This is a genomic window from Shewanella sp. SP1S2-4, from assembly GCF_031932075.1.
Lineage (GTDB): Bacteria > Pseudomonadota > Gammaproteobacteria > Enterobacterales > Shewanellaceae > Shewanella > Shewanella baltica.
Genome location: NZ_JAUOET010000003.1, coordinates 367072 through 389261, shown reverse-complemented (window position 1 = coordinate 389261; position 22190 = coordinate 367072). Strand labels below are relative to the sequence as shown.

Annotated in this window: 18 protein-coding genes and 5 tRNA genes; 6 read left to right on the top strand and 17 right to left on the bottom strand. The window is 46.4% G+C overall.

What is annotated here, in order from left to right; all coding sequences use genetic code 11:
• Positions 1–32 precede the first annotated feature (32 nt).
• Both Q4Q52_RS05925 and rmuC read right to left on the bottom strand, forming a co-directional pair.
• Positions 33–1958 (bottom strand): transglycosylase SLT domain-containing protein, encoded by a 1926-nt coding sequence (locus Q4Q52_RS05925; RefSeq protein ID WP_311990097.1) that lies wholly within the window; start codon positions 1956–1958, stop codon positions 33–35.
• A gap of 146 nt (positions 1959–2104) precedes the next feature.
• On the bottom strand, positions 2105–3661 hold the full coding sequence (rmuC, locus tag Q4Q52_RS05920; RefSeq protein ID WP_012089123.1) for a DNA recombination protein RmuC: 1557 nt from the start codon (positions 3659–3661) through the stop codon (positions 2105–2107).
• 264 nt (positions 3662–3925) lie between these two features.
• Here rmuC and msrP point away from each other — a divergent pair, with 264 nt between their 5' ends.
• On the top strand, positions 3926–4960 hold the full coding sequence (gene msrP / locus Q4Q52_RS05915) for a protein-methionine-sulfoxide reductase catalytic subunit MsrP (protein WP_311990078.1): 1035 nt from the start codon (positions 3926–3928) through the stop codon (positions 4958–4960).
• 46 nt (positions 4961–5006) lie between these two features.
• Positions 5007–5675 (top strand): protein-methionine-sulfoxide reductase heme-binding subunit MsrQ, encoded by a 669-nt coding sequence (gene msrQ / locus Q4Q52_RS05910; RefSeq protein ID WP_311990077.1) that lies wholly within the window; start codon positions 5007–5009, stop codon positions 5673–5675.
• A 172-nt stretch (positions 5676–5847) separates the two neighbouring features.
• Here msrQ and gloA read toward each other — a convergent pair whose 3' ends face one another.
• Positions 5848–6258, bottom strand: coding sequence for a lactoylglutathione lyase (gene gloA, locus Q4Q52_RS05905; protein WP_006087315.1), 411 nt, complete (start codon positions 6256–6258; stop codon positions 5848–5850).
• Positions 6259–6721: 463 nt separating this feature from the next.
• Here gloA and Q4Q52_RS05900 point away from each other — a divergent pair, with 463 nt between their 5' ends.
• Positions 6722–6979 carry a hypothetical protein gene (locus Q4Q52_RS05900; RefSeq protein WP_259541213.1) on the top strand — a complete coding sequence of 86 codons (258 nt, stop codon included), beginning with the start codon at positions 6722–6724 and terminating at the stop codon, positions 6977–6979.
• Between the two features lie 11 nt (positions 6980–6990).
• On the opposite strand, the gene nth is transcribed toward Q4Q52_RS05900, so the two are convergent.
• The 14 genes from nth to Q4Q52_RS05830 all read right to left on the bottom strand — a co-directional run bounded on the left by nth (position 6991) and on the right by Q4Q52_RS05830 (position 18675).
• Positions 6991–7632, bottom strand: a complete 642-nt coding sequence (nth, locus tag Q4Q52_RS05895) for an endonuclease III (RefSeq protein ID WP_311990076.1) — start codon at positions 7630–7632, stop codon at positions 6991–6993.
• A gap of 244 nt (positions 7633–7876) precedes the next feature.
• Positions 7877–8575 carry an electron transport complex subunit E gene (locus Q4Q52_RS05890; protein ID WP_006081538.1) on the bottom strand — a complete coding sequence of 233 codons (699 nt, stop codon included), beginning with the start codon at positions 8573–8575 and terminating at the stop codon, positions 7877–7879.
• Positions 8568–9206, bottom strand: a complete 639-nt coding sequence (gene rsxG / locus Q4Q52_RS05885; RefSeq protein ID WP_311990075.1) for an electron transport complex subunit RsxG — start codon at positions 9204–9206, stop codon at positions 8568–8570. The genes Q4Q52_RS05890 and rsxG overlap by 8 nt, the downstream gene beginning before the upstream one ends.
• A gap of 56 nt (positions 9207–9262) precedes the next feature.
• Positions 9263–10312, bottom strand: a complete 1050-nt coding sequence (gene rsxD / locus Q4Q52_RS05880; RefSeq protein ID WP_311990074.1) for an electron transport complex subunit RsxD — start codon at positions 10310–10312, stop codon at positions 9263–9265.
• A gap of 26 nt (positions 10313–10338) precedes the next feature.
• A complete protein-coding gene (gene rsxC, locus Q4Q52_RS05875; protein ID WP_311990073.1) occupies positions 10339–12843 on the bottom strand; it encodes an electron transport complex subunit RsxC in 2505 nt (834 codons plus the stop codon).
• Positions 12837–13451, bottom strand: coding sequence for an electron transport complex subunit RsxB (rsxB, locus tag Q4Q52_RS05870; protein WP_311990072.1), 615 nt, complete (start codon positions 13449–13451; stop codon positions 12837–12839). The genes rsxC and rsxB overlap by 7 nt, the downstream gene beginning before the upstream one ends.
• Position 13452: 1 nt before the next feature.
• Positions 13453–14031 carry an electron transport complex subunit RsxA gene (gene rsxA, locus Q4Q52_RS05865; RefSeq protein WP_006081543.1) on the bottom strand — a complete coding sequence of 193 codons (579 nt, stop codon included), beginning with the start codon at positions 14029–14031 and terminating at the stop codon, positions 13453–13455.
• Positions 14032–14156: 125 nt separating this feature from the next.
• The gene (locus tag Q4Q52_RS05860; protein WP_311990071.1) at positions 14157–16061 is read right to left on the bottom strand and encodes a GGDEF domain-containing protein; all 1905 of its coding nucleotides are present in this window, start codon (positions 16059–16061) and stop codon (positions 14157–14159) included.
• A 204-nt stretch (positions 16062–16265) separates the two neighbouring features.
• Positions 16266–16341, bottom strand: a tRNA-Asn gene (locus Q4Q52_RS05855).
• A gap of 50 nt (positions 16342–16391) precedes the next feature.
• Positions 16392–16467 (bottom strand) — tRNA-Asn (locus Q4Q52_RS05850).
• A gap of 43 nt (positions 16468–16510) precedes the next feature.
• Positions 16511–16586 (bottom strand) — tRNA-Asn (locus Q4Q52_RS05845).
• Positions 16587–16618: 32 nt separating this feature from the next.
• Positions 16619–16694: transfer RNA gene (locus Q4Q52_RS05840), tRNA-Asn, on the bottom strand.
• 54 nt (positions 16695–16748) lie between these two features.
• Positions 16749–16824: transfer RNA gene (locus Q4Q52_RS05835), tRNA-Asn, on the bottom strand.
• Positions 16825–17931: 1107 nt separating this feature from the next.
• Positions 17932–18675, bottom strand: a complete 744-nt coding sequence (locus Q4Q52_RS05830; protein WP_261271569.1) for a S24 family peptidase — start codon at positions 18673–18675, stop codon at positions 17932–17934.
• A 290-nt stretch (positions 18676–18965) separates the two neighbouring features.
• On the opposite strand from Q4Q52_RS05830, the gene Q4Q52_RS05825 reads away from it, so the two are divergent.
• The 3 genes from Q4Q52_RS05825 to Q4Q52_RS05815 are packed head-to-tail and all read left to right on the top strand — an operon-like array spanning position 18966 to position 22185.
• Positions 18966–19193, top strand: coding sequence for a hypothetical protein (locus Q4Q52_RS05825; protein ID WP_311990070.1), 228 nt, complete (start codon positions 18966–18968; stop codon positions 19191–19193).
• Positions 19186–21402: a DNA-binding protein gene (locus Q4Q52_RS05820; protein WP_311990069.1), complete on the top strand. Its 2217-nt coding sequence runs from the start codon at positions 19186–19188 to the stop codon at positions 21400–21402. Before Q4Q52_RS05825 ends, Q4Q52_RS05820 begins: the two co-directional genes overlap by 8 nt.
• Positions 21403–21462: 60 nt before the next feature.
• A complete protein-coding gene (locus Q4Q52_RS05815) occupies positions 21463–22185 on the top strand; it encodes an AAA family ATPase (RefSeq protein WP_012089134.1) in 723 nt (240 codons plus the stop codon).
• Positions 22186–22190 lie beyond the last annotated feature (5 nt).

Here is a 22190-nt window from a genome sequence, read left to right as displayed (position 1 = left end):
GCTGAGCATCGAGTTCCTTTTTATGTCGCAAGTTAGTAAGCAAACTTCAGTTCGGCTTCGCTGAATAATGGCTGCGCTTTTTGCTCTTGCGCCTCATAAATCAATCGATAGCTGAAGACGGCTTGCACATATTCACGGGTCTCAGTGAAGGGAATGGCTTCGATAAAGCCCATGGCATCGAGTTTTCCATCTGAGTTTGCCAACCAGCGACGCACCCGTGACGGGCCTGCGTTATAGGCGGCGGTCGCGAGGATACGGTTCTGGTTAAACTCTTTTAACAACTGGGCATAGTAAGCGCTGCCAAGATTGAGGTTAAGCTCTGCGCTATAAAGATCCTTAGGATCGCTATATTTAGCCCCATGTTTCTTGGCGGTTGCTTTAGCGGTCGCAGGCATAATTTGCATTAAGCCGCGGGCACCCACGCCTGAGGTCGCATAAAGATAAAACGCGCTCTCGCGGCGACTGATCGCTCGAATCTCATCGATGTTCACTTTGTGTTTTTTACTGGCGAGCTCAAAACCTTCTTGGTGCGCCATCGGGAAGCGTAGGGGAATGTCATCCCACAACTTACCTTGGATACTGGCTTCGACGCCAAAATCATACCAGCCTTGCTCGTGGGCATAACGGCCGTAACGGGCACGCATAGTGTTGTCACTGCGTCTGAGCAGCGACATCCATTCGTAACGTGCATCGAAATAACGATCCAGCGCCATTAGCTCTTGCACCCGCACAAAACCCAGGTCATCGGTTAATTTTTGGCTGCTGGCGTCGACGATAGGCTCAGGGCTTTGATTCAGCGAGACGGGTTTATTTAAAAACTGCGCGGCGGCAAAACCGTAAAAATTACGTTCATTGCTGATTGTCGCAAGAGCCTTAGTGGCACTTTCTGGTGCATCTTTAGCATTAGTGCGATAGAGCCAATATTGCCAGCGCTCCTTAGCCAAGGTTTCAGGTTGCAGTAAATTTAAATAACGGGCAATGCTGCGCATGTCGTGATCGCGAATGGCCCATCTTAACCGGCGTTCAAATAAGTCGTCACTTTTCAGCTCGGCCAGCACATTGTCTACATAGCTTTTATGGCTATCATCTTGTTCGATTAAGATACGGCGAACCAAGTATTTATCCAGCTGTTGGGCTTGTGCTGGCGTAAAACGATTGGCCTTTTGATACCGTTCATACAAATTGATGGCTTGGTCGAGATCCTTGCGGGCAAGGCGTTTTAATCCCGCTGCGACTATGTCGCCGACAATAGGATTTTTATCCTTAAACTTTTCGGTATGGCGTAGGCTGTTTGGATCTTTATAGACAGCGACTAAACGCTTTGCTTCGTTGTTATGGGTGGTGATTTTCTGGGATAAAAAGCTCAGCAGACTGGTTTCGCCAGTTTCAAAACTCAGCATCATCCGCGCCCAGATCACATCTTGAGTGCGTTTACCTGCTTTGGTCCAAGCATTGAACAGGGGATCACATTCCTTTGGCCGCGAACTACCAAAGACCCACAGTGATTGCGCCGCCGCGTAAGCCGTCTTTACATCGCCCTTGGCGAGTTTTGCTTCGTAGTAATAACATTGCAGGCGGATGTCGGTAGGGACATCGGGGCTTATCGCAAGATAATCACTCCAGCGTTTTTGGGTGCCCGCATTGTTTAAGTATTTAGACCTTAACCTGTTGTACATAGGCGTAGTTTCATACTTATCAATCAGATTTTTTGCCGCAGCGCCATGCAAACCATTGAGATCGCCTATGTCGATATCATGGTCTAAGTAAATCGCCAGCGGATAATCGCCCAATTTTGCCCGTAGGGGTTTATAGACTTCATAGTCTTGTTTCTTTAAGGCTTTTTCGGCCTCAAGGAAAGTTTTCTGCGTTGGCGTTAACGCGAATGCAGAAGGGGCATTCAAGGCGCCTGCGAGCAATATTGCGCTGGATATAACCACATTCATCACGGCTTTGCACATGGAGCGTTTGCCTCCGGGCATCAAGGTATCAATCGACATGTCCGTATCGATTCAAGGTTATTGGTGAGTGTTTAACTCTATTAATCAATTAGGTTTTTCAACTTTGTAATCAACTCAGTCTCTCAACTCTCTATCTCATTCTGGATTTACGCGGGTTCGAGTTCTGTGTCCTTAGGATCGCGCGTTGGCGGCAGCGTCTGCTCCGCGTCATCCTGTGTATCGTTGTCGTCTTGGGCTTCATTAAGCGCTTTTTCTAATAGCATTTTATCCAGCTGCTTACTGGTATCGACCCCGAGTTGCTGCATTAAGTGGGCTTGACGCACTAGATTGCCTTTGCCCGATGACAGCTTGTTCATGGCGCTGTGATAGGTTTTTTCGGCGTTATCTAAGGCGCGGCCGAGTTTTTCCATGTCTTCAATATAACCACATAACTTGTCGTAAATTCGACCCGCTTGCTTAGCAATGGTTTGCGCATGTTGGTTTTGATATTCGTAGCGCCAAATGTTGTTAATGGTGCGCAGGGCTACCAGTAAATTCGTCGGGCTTACCAACATGATATTCTGCTCAAGTGCGAAATTCACTAGGCTAGGGTCATGCTCTAACGCCAGTAAAAATGCCGGTTCAATAGGAATAAACATCAACACATAATCTAGGCTCTTAAGCCCGTGCAGATTTTGATAATCCTTTTGACTTAAGCCTTTAATGTGGCTGCGAATCGAGATCACATGCTCATTAATCGCCTGTTGGCGCAGTGCCGGATCTTCACTGTTGAAGTAGCGCTCATAACTGACCAAGGACATTTTAGCGTCGATGACCACGTCTTTATTTTCTGGCAGATGCACAATCACATCCGGCTTAAAGCGCTTACCATTGTCATCCTTGAGTTCTTGTTGGGTATGGTACTCATGGCCTTCGCGTAGGCCGCTTTCCTGCAGGACGCGATCGAGGATCACTTCACCCCAGTTACCTTGCTGCTTGTTATCACCTTTAAGCGCTTTGGTCAGGTTGATTGCATCTTGGCTCATCTTCAGATTGAGATCTCGCAGGTGCTCAAGTTGATGTTTAAGGGCGCTGCGCTCGGACTGTTCGTGGGTGTAGGATTCACGAATTTGTTGTCTGAATCCTTCAAGCTGTTGTTTCAATGGCCCAAGCACGCCTTCGAGTTGGCTGGCATTTTGATGCTTAAAGTTTTCGCTACGTTCTTCAAAAATGCGATTGGCGAGGTTTTCAAATTGGGTCTTTAATCGCACTTCGGCCGATTCTAAGCTAGCGATTTTATCCTGTAGTGATTCTTGTTGGGCATCGGCCTTGGCTTGAATGGTTTGCTGCATGGCATTGGATTTCGACAGGGCCAATTGAATTTCTAACTGACGGCGCTGGCTGTCATTTAATTGCTGCTCTAAGGTGGGAACGCGTTCGGCTAAGGCCTCGGCTTTACCTAATTGTTCAATTTTGAGCTCAAGGCGCTGCTGGTATTGGCGCAGTTGCGCCTCTTTGTCATCAACCAAAATCTGCTGTTGTGCTAAGGATAATTCAGCATCTTCATTCACTTGACGCATCTCTTGCTCAAGTTGGTCTTTATGTTGTTGCCAGCGTTGGCGGGTGAGTCTTTGGTTGAGCAGGGCACCGATCAACAGGCCTAAGAAGGCGATGGCGAGAAGGCCGATGATTTCGGCGACGGAAAAAGATTGAGAAAATGGCATGATCAATAGCACTCCTTTAGCTTTGGCGCTTAGGTTCGCATGCCCCCTAACAGGCTTCAAGCCCTTTAATCAACTATATCTGCGCTTAATGCTTGAATGAGCAAGTCTTATACGTTTAAGGTGAATTTATTCACGGGTGGAAAGTTTTTCTGGCTTTTACCTGTCTATATTAAAGTGAGCATAGAAGTGAGCGATACAGACGAGCGCCAGATAAGCTTTTATCGCGACTCAGTGGCGTTAATCATTGGATGGTAGAGGTGTTAATTGGCTAAACATTCCCGTTTTACCCCAGGTATTCTTAAAAAAGCGCAGTGGCACATGCAAGACAACCAAGTGACACCCGAAGCGGTGTTTCGCTCGCGCCGGCAGATTGTGAAAGCCATGGGGCTTGGTGCTATTGGTGCCAGTGTGCCCGGTTATGTGCAGGCCGGATTGTTCGATCTATTTGGCGATCAGCCTAAGTCGTCATTTATCACGACACCACTGACGTTTCAAACCAATAAGCAATACGGTGATGCCGATGTGTTAACCCCGCTTGATAAAGTGACGCAGCACAATAACTTTTACGAGTTTGGTACGGATAAGCAAGATCCCTTCAATAATGCCCAAGGCTTTAAAGTCGATCCTTGGCAACTGCGTATTGAAGGTGAAGTCGAACGACCCATGACTTTAGATTTTAATGATCTCACCAAAATGTTCCCGCTTGAGGAGCGTAATTATCGTCTGCGCTGCGTTGAAGCTTGGTCCATGGTGATCCCTTGGGTGGGGTTCCCGCTGGCGGCATTATTGAAAAAAGTCGGTGTGACCAACAAGGGCAAGTATGTCGCCTTCGAAACCGCTTTTGATCCCGAGCAAATGCCGGGGCAGAAGAGCCGATTAATGGGCGGTGGTATTCATTATCCCTATGTTGAAGGCCTGACGATAACCGAAGCCATGAACGATTTAACCTTAATGTCGGTCGGTTTGTACGGTAAAACCCTGCCACCGCAGAACGGCGCGCCCATTCGCTTAGTGGTGCCGTGGAAATATGGCTTTAAGAGCATTAAATCGATAGTGCGAATTCGCGTTATGGATAAACAGCCGCCCACCAGCTGGAATCAGCTTGCCTCACACGAGTATGGATTCTATGCCAACGTGAATCCGGCGGTGGATCATCCTCGTTGGTCACAGGCCAGTGAACGTCGTATTGGCGAGGGCGGACTATTCTCAGCAACCCGTATTGATACCCAGCCGTTTAACGGTTACGGTGAGTTTGTGGCTTCACTCTATGACGGTATGGATCTGAGGAAAAACTATTGATGCTTGGTTTGTTGTTTGGAAATACGCCATTAAGCGGGGATGACCTATGTTGAGATTAACCGCTAAGCACTTGTTTTGGCTAAAAGCGTTATTTCATTTGTTGGGTTTAGTGCCCATCGCCTACCTCGTGCTCACTGTGGTGTTAGGCCGTGCGGGCGGCGATCCCGTACAGCACATTATCCACTACACAGGTATAGGCGCGTTAAATGCCTTAGCGGCGACCTTATTGATCTCACCGATTGCCAAGCTGACCAAGCAAGGGCTATTAATGCAGACTCGTCGCTTGGTGGGGTTATATGTGTTCGCCTATGCCACTTTGCATATTCTGGCATTCTTTAGTTTAGATCTGTTGTTTGCTTGGGAATTACTGTTTAGCGAAGTGGTAAAACGGCCGTACATTTTAGTCGGCGCTGTGGCTTATCTTATCGTCACTGCTTTGGCGATAACTTCGTTTAAAGCCTTGATGCGTAAGATGGGACGTCGTTGGCAGACCTTGCATAATGGGGTGTATTTAGTCGCGATATTAGCGCCAATCCATTTTTACTGGTCGGTTAAATCGGAAATTATCGAGCCGAGTCTGTATATCTTAGGTTTTAGCGTGTTATTGCTATGGCGCACGCCTTGGCTTAAGCGCATCCTCAACCGCAGAGGGATGAGTAAAACCGTGAAAAAGACGACCAGTGGACAAGATAAAACGTCGATAAAATCAGCTTAAATGCAAGGTGCGAGCGGTGAATCGTTGGCTTGTTTTACGATTCTTTGTGCCTAACGCAAGATATAAATTATAAAAACAAAAATGCCGAATCCAGATTCGGCATTTATCATTTAGCGAACTGTTCTGCTCACTTAATCTAGCTCAGTTAATCTTCTTGCTCAGGTGGCAAGACTTAACCTAAACCTTGAGTCGCCGATTTCATTTGGATGAACTCAATTTTATAACCGTCTGGATCTTCAACAAAGGCAATCTCAGTGGTGCCGCCTGCGACTGGACCTGGGGCGCGTGTTACTTTGCCACCGGCTGCAGCAATTGCAGCACAACGGGCGTAAATATCTTCATCACCAATCGCTAAGTGGCCAAAGCCTGTGCCTAAATCGTATTTGTCTGTGCCCCAGTTATAGGTCAGTTCAACCACGGCTTGGCCTGTGGACTCTTCACCGTAACCCACGAAAGCTAAAGAATATTTGTATTCTGGATTTTCAGAGGTACGAAGTAGTTTCATGCCGAGCACTTCAGTATAAAAAGCAATACTGCGTTCTAAGTTACCGACGCGGATCATAGTGTGTAATAGTTGCGACATAGGTCCTCTCTCTAAATAGATTCCGGTGGGGAGTATATCAAAAATGTCTCTGCGCATGACCACAAATCTCATCCATGGTGTTTTTATCACACTTGATCAATTCGATTGGTTAGGATAGGAAAACGCTGGCTGTCGACGGGCGAATTTGCGGATTGTGATAAGAAAATTGCCGATAAATTGGCTGTTGCTCACAAAACACAGATACAAACATGGGTTTTTACCGCAGGGTTGACGATAATATGGCCATACCAACTAGGAGAGTGAATGATGAACACCGAACTTAAAATGGCCTTAGGCACTACAGTTGTAATTGCTTTATTTTTCAGCGCGTTCTTTGTTTCAATCTTTTAACTAGCAATACAAGTTTCAGTTAACCTTGTACCAAGTTAAGCAAAAAAGCCGCTATTGCGGCTTTTTGTTTGTCTGTGATTTAGTCCACGTAAAACTTCACAAGGATTTGAAGATGATGTTTAGCGAAACTGAAATAGCATTAATTGCATCGGCTAAGCGAAAAGTACAGATGGCGCAGAAAGTGCGGTTAGCTGTGATTGCATTAGTCGTGCTGGGTACTGGACTGACGATATCTGGTTTGTGGGTCAATGAGTTCGCCATTTATATGGCCTTTGGACTCGTGGTCTTTGCAGTGGCCTTGCCGCAATTTGGGCAAGGGCCGAAATATGAAGAGTTAGTCAGTTTGCTCGAGAAGAAAAGCCAAGGCTAACTCGCTTGGGTTTACTCTTCAGGATAAATTTTTTCTTTAAAGTCGCACAAGTCTTCAATGATACAGCTGCCACAGCGGGGTTTGCGCGCAAGGCAAGTATAGCGTCCGTGCAGGATAAACCAGTGATGCACATCGACTTTAAATTCAGTGGGAACCACTTTTAGCATTTTTTCTTCCACTTCAACCACGTTCTTGCCGGGCGCAAATTTAGTGCGATTGGCGAGGCGAAAAATATGGGTGTCGACGGCGATGGTTGGCCAGCCAAAGGCGGTATTGAGCACTACGTTAGCCGTTTTGCGCCCTACACCGGGCAGGGACTCAAGTGCTTCGCGGTTTTCAGGCACTTCACCATTGTATTTCTCAATCAAGATCTCACAGGCTTTGATCACATTGATGGCTTTGTTGTTATACAGGCCAATCGTCTTGATATATTCCTTTAATCCATCCACGCCTAAGGCATAAATGCTGTGGGCGGTATTGGCTACAGGAAAGAGTTTGTCCGTTGCCTTGTTGACACTCACATCCGTCGCTTGGGCGGATAAGGTCACGGCGACTAAAAGTTCGAAGGGACTGGAAAAATTGAGCTCGGTTTCAGGTTTAGGATTGTTATCGCGAAGACGGGTGAGGATCTGGATGCGTTTTTCTTGATTCATGTACGATTCCTGCGCGGTTGTTGGATTCAACTGTTAATCATTTATTGTCAATTGGCCATTAATCATGATTGAACGAGCTAAAACCTAGACCCGCTGATTTCCTATGCTTTGAGTGCTTATGTTGAGTGCGTATGTTTTAAATTATATGGCTCAATTCCAGTCGCTTAATGTGCGCTGAGCGCACATTAAGCGGTGAACATAATACTCTTTTTGATGCTTGAATAGGAGGTGTTAGGTTGAAAGCCTAACCGACCTTAGTAATGCGCGCGCGGGTAACACTGGGTTCTGCGGCGACTTGAGGTTGGCGTTCTTTGACTTTTTTATCAATCACATTTTTCAATGCAATCAATAGTCCCATCACGATAAATGCGCCAGGTGGCAGCATAGCGAGTAGAAAAGGAGTGTCGACTTGCCATAAGTGGATGGTTAAGGATTTTGCCCATGGGCCGAGCAGTTGATCGGCGCCATCAAACAGTGTGCCTTGACCTAAGATTTCCCGCGTTGCGCCTAATACGGTCAGCACTAAGGTAAAACCGAGCCCCATCATCAAACCATCGAAGGCAGCGCTAAAGGCGTTATTACGCGAGGCAAAGGCTTCGGCGCGGCCGATAATGATGCAGTTGGTCACAATCAATGGCAGGAAGATCCCAAGGGATAAATACAGACCGTAGGCATAGGCATTGATGAGCAATTGCACTGTGGTCACTAACGCGGCGATGATCATCACAAATACTGGAATACGAATTTCTTTGGGCACATAGTCGCGCACCAGTGACACTAAAATATTAGAGCCAATCAGCACCAACATAGTCGCTAGGCCAAGCCCTAGCGCATTCGTGATCGTCGCTGTGACCGCAAGCAGCGGGCACAAGCCTAATAGTTGCACTAGGCCAGGGTTATTCTTCCACAGACCTTGCCAAGCAATTTCGCGATAATTAGTCATGGTTAGCCTCACAATTTAGTGGCTGGCTGAAAATTTGCGCTTGGTTATTATTGAAATATCCTACTGCGTTCTTGACTGCTTTGACATAAGCACGCGGGGTGATAGTTGCGCCAGTGAATTGATCAAAATCGCCACCGTCTTTTTTAACCAACCATTGTTTATCATCTGCCGAGCTTAACACTTTTCCGACAAATTGAGTGACCCAATTGGATTTACGCAGATCGATTTTATCACCAAGCCCAGGTGTTTCTTGGTGGGCTAAGGTGCGAACACCGAGGACTTCACCTGTTGTTTTGATACCTACAATTAATTTTATATTGCCGTTATAGCCATCGGGCGCGATGGCTTCAATGGCGATGGCCACAGGTTTGCCTGCTCGAGTGGCAATATAGGCGGGCATTGGGCTATCACTCCCTAATGCGTCTTTATCTAGCAGCAGAGTACACTGAGCCGTTAGCTCATTATCGTGCATTTCATCAGGAATTAATTGATGTAACACTCGCATTAACTCTTGCTGTTCTTGCTGCTTAATTTTATCGACGGTTTGTTGATTGACTGCGGCGACGAGCCCAGTGCAAATCAAGGCAAACAATGCCAATAAAAAACCATTTTTAATCATCGGATTTTTCAACTCTTTTTCCTTAAGCTCTCGTTGCCCGCAGAATGATGCTATCGCTTAGCATGACCTTAGTTCGTTGAATGGCCATAGGTGCGTGGACGCACATAATAGTCAATAAAGGGCGCGCAGAGGTTGGCCAATAATACGGCAAAGGCGAAGGCGTCAGGGTAACCGCCTTTCGTGCGGATGATATACACCAACACACCAATTAACGCGCCGAAGATAATGCGACCACGGGGACTGGTTGCGGCTGTAACGGGATCGGTGGCGATAAAAAACGCCGCTAACATGGTCGCGCCAGAAAACAGATGCATCAGTGGACTGGCTTGTGTATCGGGTGACAATAAGAAACCGATACTCGATGCCACAAAGAGCCCTAATAACACGCCAGTGCTGATGTGCCAGCGAATGGCTTTTAGTTTAAGTAACACTAATCCGCCAGCAAGATAGGCCAAGTTAACCCAGAACCAACCTACGCCTGTACTGCCATCAAAAATGGCTTTGGTGAGACTTTCTGTGGTGGTTAATCCCATGGATAAATCGGTTTTGAGGGTATCGAGTGGCGTCGCCATTGTCATGCCATCAATGCCTAAACGAAATTGCTCCATGTTGACATGGGCGCCAATATTGAAGATAAGCTGCAAGCTTTCAACAAGGCTGGGTGAATGCAGTGCGACGGTGCTCGGTGCAATCCAGGTGGTCATTTGCACTGGGAACGAGACTAACAGCAATACATATGCCGCCATTGCAGGGTTGAATAGGTTATGGCCTAAGCCGCCGTAGAGGTGCTTAACTATGACGATCGCAAAGGCGGTGCCCATGACGATCATCCACCAAGGGGCGAGGGGCGGAATGGCGACACCAATTAAGATGGCGGTCAGCATAGCGCTGTTATCGCTAAGGCTTGCTTTGATATTGCGATTGCGAAGTTTCATCACAGCGGCTTCGCAGCTTAAGGCGACGAGGATCGCCAGCAGGACTTGCACAAGTGTGCCCCAGCCAAAAAAGGCACATTGCACGACAAGGCCCGGCAGTAAACATAAAATCACCCTTTGCATGACCGTTGAGGTATGCAAGTTACGCGTTACATGGGGTGATGAGGCTATTTTAAACGCCATTGTGTTCCCTTTTAATCATTCTGTTCTTAATCATTAGTCACACTTGAGTCGCTCGAAGCGTTGGCTTCTTGGGCGAGTGCCGCTTTTTTGGCTTTTGCCTTGGCGATGGTCGCAGCAATCCGCGCTTTTTTCAGTTCATCACTTGATAAAGGCGCCGTTTCAATGGGCTCTGCAGTGGATCCCACCGATGGCAAAACGGCATCAGCTTCAGTTGTTGCAGTATCAAGCGTTGCTGCTATCGAGGGCGATGCCATGTTAGCTTCAGTTTGGATCTCGTCAACGGACTCTATTTCAGACTCAGTTTTAGACTCTGCTGATGCAGCCGCTATTTTCTTCGCTTTAGCACGAGCAACTGCGGCAGCCACTTTGGCCTTTTTAATCGCTTCAGCGTCGTTAATGTCAGTAGCGGCTGCTTCTGTATCATCATTCACATCTGCTTGAACGCTAGCTGTGGAATCAACTGCTGGAGTCGCGGTCTGGCTTAAATCGTTTTCAGCATTTGTCTCAGCTTGTTGCGCGGCTTTTTTCGCTTTAGCACGTGCTACAGCGGCGGCCACTTTGGCTTTCTTAATCGCTTCAGCATCATTAACGTCACTAACACTAACGTCATTAACGCTAACTTCAGTATTACTAACTTCAGTATTACTAACTTCAGTATCGCTAGCTGCGGTTTCTGCTTGCTGCGCCGCTTTTTTGGCTTTAGCGCGGGCAATCGCCGCCGCGACTTTATCTTTCTGGGATAACGGCGCTTCCTGCGCTATCACATTAGTGGCTGATTCAGTCGCATCAACATTCGCCGAACTGTCTATTTGAGCGCTATCTGTTTCCGCCCCAGGTGATTTAGTACTCTCGGTATTTGCTTGGGCGGCTTTTTTTGCCTTCGCACGGGCGATGGCGGCGGCAACGGCGGCCTTACCCTTTGGTGCTGCTGTAGTGTCAGTTGTTGTGGCGCTTGCCTCTTCGGTAATTGATTCGCCAGTGGCTGCTTGTGCCGCTGCGGCTTTTTTCGCGGCGATGCGTGCCATGGCCTCAGCAACGGCATTTTTATCTGTGCCTGTCATCGTCGCTTGTCGGCGCTCTGCGGCTTCTTTCGCTTTAGCTTCACGGGCCAGTTTTTCTTCTTCGAGACGCGCTAAGCGGGCATCGAAGCGTTGTTTAGCGCGCTCCGCTTGCTGCTTCTCATCGGCGGCTTGTTTAAGTGCTGATTTGGCAATGCGGTAATACTCGACTAAAGGAATATCACTCGGGCAAACGTAACTACAACAACCGCATTCAATACAATCCTTTAGATTGTAACTGGCGGCTTTGTCATATTCTTCGGCCTTGGCGTGCCAAAAAAGTTGCTGTGGCAACAAGAGTGCAGGGCAGGCAGTGGCACATTCACCGCAGCGGATACAGGCTTTTTCTTCTGGCGCGCTACCAATTTCTTGGCTGCTGGGTACCAGAATACAGTTAGTGCCTTTTAAAATTGGCACTTGGATATTGGCTAACGCATGGCCCATCATAGGCCCGCCAATAATCACCTTTTGTTCAGCTTCTGGCGTGAATTCAGTTGCCGTCAGTATGTGATCAACGGGCGTGCCTATCGGTAACCAGTAATTTCCCGGTTTGCCGACATTTTTGCCTGTCACAGTCACTACGCGTTCAACCAAAGGCTTACCTTGGGTCACTGCTTGATGAATGGCAAAGGCTGTGCCGACGTTGTGCACGACAATACCGAGTTTGGCGGGGATCGACCCTGACGGGACTTCACGGCCAGTAATGATTTGAATTAACTGCTTTTCACCGCCCGAAGGGTATTTTGTCGGGATAACCGTCACCCGAATGCTGCCTGCAGGGAGTCCGCATTGGTTGACTGCAGCTTGCATGGCTTTGGCCGCTTCAGGTTTATTGTCTTCAATGGCGATAACAATGCGTTTTGGCGCTAATAATCGATGGATTATGCCAATACCGGCGAGGATATCTTGGCTGTATTCGCGCATTAATCTGTCATCGGCGCTGATATAAGGCTCGCACTCGACGCCGTTGATGATGACTAAGTCGATTTCACTGACTGGATTTAGCTTAATATGAGTCGGAAACGCTGCGCCGCCCATACCCGCAATACCCGCTGAGCGAATCTTATCGACGATTTGCTGATGGCTTAAGTCATCAAGTTGATTGGATACTAACTCGCACCAGGTGTCCTTGCCATCGGCAGCAATAACGCAAGTGTTAACCGGCAGTGCAGAGGCGTGGTTACTGGCCCTTGGCTCAATAGCAACAACTGTGCCTGATGTTGGTGCATGTACAGGTAAATGCCAAATGGAAGTACCTTGCGTTAACTGCGTGCCTTTTAGCACCTTATCGCCAACCTTCACCGCAAGCGTACAGTTTTCACCGACTTGTGGCACTGGTACTAAGTACGTCGAGGCTAATGGCAATTGGCCAATCGGTGTCGCATTTGAGAGAAATTTGACTTCAGGGGGATGTATACCACCGGGTGAGCGCCAAAGGGTTCCTTTATCTAATTGATCTAATAAAGTTAACACCGCTTTTCCTCTTCTAACTGTGGATCTTGGCTCTGAATCTCTTTGCTGAGAGTCTCTTGGATGAGCGTCACTGGGATGGCATTTAAGCGCCAGTTCCAATTTTTAAGATTCTGGGTAACAGGGATCATATCGATACAATCGACGGGACAAGGCTCAACACAAAGATCGCAACCAGTGCAGTCGGTTGTGAGCACGGTATGCATCAGCTTGCCTGCACCGATAATCGCATCCACAGGGCAGGCTTGAATACATTTAGTGCAGCCAATACATTCATCTTCGCGAATATAGGCGACTTTCTTGACCTGAGATTGTGCCTCGGCATTCAACGGCTCTGGCTCAACGCCCATTAGAGTCGCCAGCTTTTCCATGGTGGCTGTGCCACCAGGGGGGCATTTATTGACTTTATCGCCATTGGCAATGGCTTCTGCATAAGGGCGACAACCTGGGTAACCGCATTGACCGCATTGGGTTTGTGGCAGAATAGCTTCGAGCTCATCGACAATCGGGTTGCCTTCAACCTTGAATTTAAGGGCGGCAAAACCGAGTAACGCCCCAAAGACTAATGCCAATAGGGTCAACAATATGACTGCAATTAAAATTCCGGACATCTTACTTAACCAATCCTGTGAATCCCATAAAGGCGAGGGACATAAGACCTGCGGTGATCATCGCAATCGCGCCGCCTTTGAAAGGTAAGGGGACATCGGCGGCCGCTAAACGCTCGCGCATCGCCGAGAAGAGAATTAACACTAATGAGAAGCCTAACGCAGCACCAAAGCCATAGATAGCTGATTGGATAAAATCGTGCTTCTCGTTCACGTTTAATAAGGCAACGCCCAATACCGCGCAGTTAGTCGTGATTAACGGCAAGTAAATCCCTAAGGCACGATGCAGTGCGGCACTGGTTTTTTGCACCACCATTTCAGTAAATTGCACCACAACGGCAATCACTAAAATAAAGCTCATGGTTCGCAGATAACTCAGATCAAAGGGTAATAACAGATACTGGTTGACGAGATAACTGAGAATTGAGGCTAACGTCAGCACAAAAGTGGTCGCCATAGACATGCCAATAGCGGACTCCAATTTGCTGGAGACCCCCATAAAAGGGCACAGGCCTAAGAATTTCACTAAAACGAAATTGTTGACCAGCACTGTACTGATCAACAGGAGGAGATATTCAGTCATCCTAATACTTTTCTAAACGGATCTTGGCCGTATTATCGACTTTTCCGTATGCATAAACAACATATAGAATGCAGGGTTAACCATCTTTACTGTAAATTTTGGCGACGAATTAACCCGTTAAAGTATTAAATCTGATCTGTAATGGCCATAGCTTGTGGCTGTGCGATGTAATAGCCCTGTAATCCATCGATGAGGAGTTTTTCGAGGGTTAATTTTTCTTCTTGGCGTTCGACGCTGGTAGCGATGACCCGGATGCCAATCCGCCTTGCGACATCCACCATCATACGCACGAAGAACTTATTGTTGCTGTCTTCATCGATATTAGAAGTGTAACTACCATCGAGCTTGATGAAGTCGGGCCGCACTTCGCTGAAGAATTTGAAGGAGGTAAAACTCATACCAAAACGCTCAATCGACACCCGCGAACCGACGCTGTGCACTTCGCGGACAAACTTATAACTCGCCCCTAAGTTAGACTGCATGCCGGACTCGTTGATCTCAAATACTAAGCGCGAGGCGATGTATTTTTGCTTACCTAATATGTCCTTCAACCAAGCGACAAACATGTCTTGATGGGCCGAAAATGCGCTGATATTGATACCAAAGTTACCGGTAATGGTCGGGTTTTCCTTAAGTATTCTTAATGCACTGATCACCACCAGTTTATCTAACTCAGTGCTCATGCCGTGACGTTCAGCCATGGCAATCACTGTGGTGGTAGGTAAGAATTTGCCTTCGCTATTATAAAAACGGGCTAATAACTCGCGGTAAACTTCGACATCAGTGCGACACGGCTGAATAGGTTGCTGGTAAAATTTTAATGCTTGGCGAGTGACTAAATCATTGATCGCCATCTTCCAGCGATCGTCTCCAAATTGTTCATCACCATTGAGTTTTTCTTGGATATGATAGCTATTGGGCCCAAGGGTTTGCGCTATGCTGACCGCAGTATCGGCAATGGTCAGTAAATTAGCCGCTTCCACTCCTTGGTTGTAGGGTACTAAGCCTATATGGGCAACGGATTCCGCTTTTGTCATCTGCTGATATTCATCGAGGTAAATTTTTAGCTGGTCTAAAAATTTCGGTGCATCTTTGAGCATAACTTCTGGAATAAACACTGCAAAATCAGCACTCGCTACTCGAAAATATTCGGCATCAGGATAGCTGCTACAGGCTTTACGGATGCAATTGGCGACTCTTGCGAGATAATCATCTCCCGCTGTTCGCCCTTGTTTCTGGTTTATTTGCGCCAACTCGGTCGCTTTAACCATAGCCATCAAGCCCAATTGAGGAATATTTGGATTACTAATGGTTTCTAGTTTTTTTGTAAATCCTGTGCGGGTGCTAAAACCTGTCACTGTGTCTTGATAGGCGGCTTTATGTAGCTTTTCGTTTTCTTGATTGAGCTTATCGATTTGAGTTTTAAGTTGCAGGCGACATTCTTCAAGGGAAATACCAATAGGGTTGAGCTCGCCAGTCAGCTTTGATGATGCGACTGCAGAAAACCCTAACTCAGGTATTTTGGAAATATAATCAGCAGCATAACGTATTGCTGCCCTATGTTTTGACATTAATAGAACAAACACTAACAGTAATGTCAGATAAGCCACTAGCAACATGAGGCCAAGTTTTTCAGTGTTGCTAATTGCCGTATCAATGGCTTGATTGGCGCTGAGTTTGACTTGTAAACGACCCGCGGCCAATTTTTGTGTGTGGCTGAGGTCGATGGAAAATAAACTGGCTAAAGGATGGGAGTGTTGGCTGTCTAAGCTGCCTTCGGTATGGCTCAGTTGCCCGTCGGTATCATCAATATATTGGAAGAACTGAAATTGGTAGTCTTGAGATAGTTTTTTGAAGAGTTCAGTGCCATTACCTTGCCATTCTTGGTAGCGGATTAAGCTGGATTTAAAACTATCGAGTTCTTGCTGCTGTTGGACTTGCAATTGACTGTTTTCACTTTGATACACCCAAGCAAAAAGACCTAAAAAAATAAGCAGTAAAAAAATTGGATATGATTTTGACATGGCCATAAAAATCCGCTCTAGATTTTGGTGAGTACGAACAGGATAAGTTTAAGTCAAGAATGCTTAAAAACCGCTATCTGTGTGAAGATACTCAGAAATTTGTTTAATAAGCTGGTAACAGTGTAACTGCATTTGCTTAAAAACAAAACGAAAAGAATAAGTTGCCAAGCAGGAGTGAAACTGAGGAATGGGTTGTTGAATTAGAAAATATGGCTCCCCTGACTGGACTTGAACCAGTGACATACGGATTAACAGTCCGCCGTTCTACCGACTGAACTACAGGGGAGTAGAGGGTGCGATATTGCTATCGACTTTTAAGAAATAACACTTTGAATATGGCTCCCCTGACTGGACTTGAACCAGTGACATACGGATTAACAGTCCGCCGTTCTACCGACTGAACTACAGGGGAATCGGGTGCGATATGACTATCGACTTTATTCTGTGTTTTAAATTGGCTCCCCTGACTGGACTTGAACCAGTGACATACGGATTAACAGTCCGCCGTTCTACCGACTGAACTACAGGGGAATCGTTTTAAAACAGCAGTGTAATAATGTAATTGGCTCCCCTGACTGGACTTGAACCAGTGACATACGGATTAACAGTCCGCCGTTCTACCGACTGAACTACAGGGGAATCGATTACATATTGTTACTGCTTGTTCTTACTTGCTTTTACTCTGAGTTAAATTGGCTCCCCTGACTGGACTTGAACCAGTGACATACGGATTAACAGTCCGCCGTTCTACCGACTGAACTACAGGGGAATCGTTTCACACAGTCGTAGCGACTCGTTGAGAACGGAGCGCATAGTAAAACGCTCTGTGGGATGAGTCAACTCGAGTTACTAAAAAAAGTGTAATTATGCTGTTAAGTGCTCATCTAATGTGCATCGTGGTGCAGAATTCGACATTTTTAGTGAAAAACCACTTAACAATTCGCAATATAGCTTTGAACGCCGCTACCGTTCGCAGGGTGAAATTGCTATAAAATTGAAATCACTCGTTAAAAAATAAGCACTTTTGGGAAATCAGTTGAGCTCAGAGTCAATAAATAGACTTAAACAATTTAAATATAAAGCGCTACCAAATATTGCTGCGGGTTTAATTCCTCTTTTCTACTGATTGATAAGCATTGGGTTAGTTTGGTAAGCCAACATAGTGGTGCAGTGTTAAGTTATCGCAGCATAAAGAGGGATATGGAGCTTTGGTAAACCTCAAGGCTTAAACCGTGAGGCACATTACTGTATGGTCGGCGATTAACGAACGCTTCTTTCTTCGGTATGGCATACGTCACCATGTCCGACTAAAGATTGGCTAGCAAGTATGCACCGTAAGCAAGTTAAAGGTTAAGCTGTCTATACGTCGTATGTCGTATATAGAAGACATTTACTGTAAAAGTGAACTATTAATGGCGTTGAAGCGTATCTTAGCTTCGAAAGTAGGATAATTAAGGAGTGCTAGAGTATTAATCACTGGTCTATGCTAGGTTTTAGCTTAGCGCCAACAAGTTATTCAACGAGATTTGATCGCCGTTCATTGCTTTTTAAACGTTAAAGTGTCCAATTCAACACGCAATATGTGACTGATTTTAATTTAGCTTTCATCAAATTAGCCGTATCTGTTACTCAAGTCGAATGGCTTACAACGCAGTGAAGATGTAACCAGTCAAATGGATTGACAATAAGTGAGAACAGCCGAGATTAGTTGAAACTAGGCGGGAAGCCTTGGTGTACAAGAGTTGTTCGAGTGATGTGTTAAGTCGGAAGTGATTCACTAGGATTGATAAAAACAAAGCCGGAGCATAAACAATGCGCCAGCTTTGAAAAAAAATCATAGGTCATTAAGATTGATAAACTCGGAACTGTTAAAGATTTAATCGAGGTTTTTACCCATCCAAACGACTTTGCCAATAATTTGCAGCATTGGCAGTTCCCCCGCAGAGACAATCTGAGATTTATACTCCTTGTTATCACTGATTATCTCTATGCCGCCATCAAACAGTTTCTGCAAGCGCTTAGCATAAAGATCGTCGCCCAGGCGTAACACGAAGATACAGCCATCTTCTAGCGTAGTCTTGCTGATATCAACCAGTAAGCTATCTCCGCTGTGTATAGCGGGCTCCATCGAATTACCTTTGGCATAGACGACTTTAAGATTCTCAGGCTTTAAACCACGGTATTTAAGCCAGTTCTTTCTAAATGAAAGTCGTCTGCGTACACCAGTCTCATCATTAAACGCGCCATGCCCAGTGCTTACCACCACGTCATAGCCTTCAATCAAATAATACTCTTCATTGAACTGGTCTTGGTGGACGTAAACAATACCTTCCTGGGAAATGTCATCGCGTTGGCGATTGGGGTATTTAGGACCATTGCCAGTTGCAAGCCAACGAATACTCACGCCAGCCTCTTCTGCAATACGTATTGCGGTGTCTAACTTAGGTTCTCCACCTTTGATTAGATTACGCAGGGTGCCTTCAGATACGCCAATTTTAATGGCGAACTCACGAACACTATGCTTCCCAATTGCTTCCGAAATGCGGTCAGCAAGAGTGCCGACTTCAGTTGTGGAAGTCGGATCTAAAGTTGGATCTGAATGTAAGGCTTCCGACTTCATTATTTTCCTCGAACCAAAATCTATTTAACGCTCAAGAGAGCAATAGTTATTACTTAAAAACTACCGAATAAGTAATGGTTTACTGAATATTCAAACCGAAACCACATCAATCTTTTGCGCACTAAAATAACTTTAGTGCGTAATTTTCTGCGCAAAAAAACAAAAAGCTGTTGATTTGTGTCTGACTTGGATCTATATTCGCAATACGTTACGCAGTGCGTAACGTATTGTAGTTAAACTGCGTTCGTTCGCAATGCGAACGTAATCAAAATATTAGCACGGTAATTCTTATGAAGATAGAAAGCGCTCGTCATATACATGCAGCCTTGCTCGCAAATGGACAAAGCTGCCGTGTGTGGGCGATTACGCATGGATACAACCCAAGGACGGTTCAGAAGTGCGTTCAATGGTTTGCACCTAATACAGGCCGTAAACCTAAACGCTTAAAAGCCATTCAGATCATGGCTGCTTTATCTGAATACCTTGGTGTTGATTTAGTGGGAGAGCACCATGACTAAGGAATGGTTTAGCACTGTAGAAATTGCAGAGCTATTGGATGTCGGGGATAGACGCGTCCGCGATAGGGCAAAACATGAGAACTGGCAAAAGCAAAGGCGACAAGGGCTAGGTGGGGGATTTGAATATCACCTAAATAGTCTGCCCCTTGAGGCTCGTCAGAAGCTGGCAAAACAGGAAGCGGAGCAGATAGCCAAATCTCCATCGTCTCTGATGCGTGCGGGATCTGCAGTTGCCAAACTACAAATACCTGCCGTGAGTCAAACAGAAAAAGCTAAGAGCATTCAGCAGTTTATAAATCTACCTGATAAAGCGCAAAAGCGGGCTGATGCAAAGATGCTGATCGTCAATGCCAAGGCTAAATTTTGCATGCCTTACCTTGAGGTTCGTAAGCTCGTTGATGGTGAAAAAACATTCTGCGAAGCGTACGCCCAGCGTTCGATTGCACTACCTGAGTGGGTATTCTCAGTGATTAGCAGCGTTTCAGTTGTAACTCTCCGCCGTTGGGAAAAGGTCTTAGCAAAAGAGGGCGTTAGCGCACTCGCAGGCAAATACAAAGCTGAGCGTCCCTGTTTATTGAATGACGAGCCCGATTTAGCCGACTTCTTAAAGGGGCTGATCACCGCCAAACCGCACCTGGCGGGCAAGGCAAAGCAGCTTAAAAAGCTAGCCGAGATCTATGCGATAAAAACCGACATGCCTTGGCAGATCCCAAGTATCTCCAGTATTCGCCGCTGGGTGAATAAATGGATAAGCCAGAATCAAGCGGCTTTTACATTCACCACAAACCCCAAAAAATTCAACGATAAATACCGCACTGCGGTTGAGCAAACCTATCCATGGATGGCAGCGCCAAACGATGTATGGGAATTTGACTCAACCCCAGTCGATGCCATGTTGAAAGAAGGCCGACACACCATTATTGCGGTGATCGACTGCTTCACACGTCGCGTCAAACTGCTTGTTTCGCCTACTTCATCAAGCGAAGGCATTTGCCTGTTAATGCGCAAGACCCTACTGGCTTGGGGAGTTCCAAACCAAGGCGGCTTAATGCGTACCGATAACGGTAGCGATTATGTCAGCCAGCGAACCACGAGCATCTATCACTTACTCGACTTAGAACAAAGCCGAGCTAACCCATACTCAGGTTGGGAAAAGCCCTTTATCGAACGTTTCTTTAAGACGCTCAGCCATGATCTCATTGAGTTACTGCCTGGCTACATTGGCCATAACGTCAATGATCGCGAAGCTATCGAGGCTCGAAAAGAATTTGCGGTACGCCTTAAAGAGCGCAACAAGAAAGAAAACGAGAAAGCGGATTACGATCTCCGTATGACGCAACCGGAATTGCAGCAACTGCTTGATAATTGGGTTGATGCCTATTATCACCTCCGCGCACACGATGGCTTAAAGGGTAAAACACCCAATGAAGTTTACCGCGCAGCTCAATATCAAGTGCGGGCAGTCGAACACCCAGAAGCCTTAGATCTCCTGCTTAATCACGTTGGCGAGTACACCATCCTTAAGGGCTTTATTAAAGCGGGAGGATTGCGTTATACGGCACCGGAAATGTTGGAGCATGAGTGGAAAGGGCAAAGAGTCCGAGTATTCCTCGATCCAACGGATGTCGCTCGAGCGTTTATATACCCGATCAATAATTGGGAAACCCGAATCGAAGCTGTTGATAGCCGTCTTTTAGGTCAAGAGATCAGCCCTGCGGCTTATCGTCAAACCAAAAAAGAAGAAGCCAAGGCACTGCGTAGTTTTAGGGCTGAAATGAAGCAACTCGCTAAAACGTTCAACATAGGCGAGATCCATCAAACCGTCATTGAACACTATGCCAAGCAGGCTAAGTCACTAGTCGAGTTTCCAACCCAGCCAATAGCCCACCAAAACCCCAGCTTAATGGCATTAACTGAGGCCGCAGAGCAGCTCGTTAAAACTAATAAGCCTGGATATAGCGACCAACAAATTGAGCATTTACGCCAGAAGCGTAAAGCGATTGAAGAACGTAAAAACAATATTAATCAACAGCATGCAACCTTAGTGCGTAATGAGCACGAAAAGGCACGTTTGCTTGCAGCTGAATCACTCAACCGTGAATTAACGCCAAAGGAGGATGCATTCCTAAAGGATTACAAAAAGCACAACAAGTTAGGGGCAAAACGCATTGATGAAATCATGGGCCATAAGCGCAGAGCGACCAACTGAGCACTTATGACCCACAACGGCCATGAAGGCCATAAAACTAAAGCAAATGGAGTATACAAAATGAAAGCAGTGATCGCACCTGTAAAAAATGTCCTGACAGCCCAAGACGCCTTCGACAACCTTTGTACCCGAGGCATAGGTGTACCAGGTCTCGGTTTGTACCATGGCCCAAGTGGCTTTGGTAAAACAACTGCAACAACGTATCTGTTTAACCAAGTGAACGGTATCTATGTTCGTGCCATGGCTACAGACAGTGCCAGTACACTGATGAACCGCATTGTCGGCGAACTTGGATCGAGCGGCATGTGGCGCATCAATAAGATGGTCGATTTTACTATCGAGCAAATGAGCATGTACGAACGCCCACTGTTTATTGATGAAGCCGACTACCTCATGTCGGACGTTCGAATGCTTGAAACCGTGCGCGATCTCTACGACAACACCGAAGTCCCTGTGATCCTCATTGGTATGGACCAAATCGCCCGCCGCATCAGTACACGCAAACAGTTCTTTAACCGTATTTCAGAGTGGGTTGAGTTTCGACCAGCCGACTTAGATGACGTCATGGTGATGGCCGATTCCCTCTTAGACAACGACATCAAAGTCGAACCTGAACTCCTTGATGAACTGCGTAAAGCCAGCAGTGGTGAGGCTCGTCGCATTGTCATTGGCCTTAATCAAATCGAACGTCTCGCCAAAATGAACGAACTTGATTACGTCACAGCAGAACACTGGGGTGCACAGCCATTCCATGGTGTTCGACGTCCAAGCCTTGTGGGTTAAGCGTT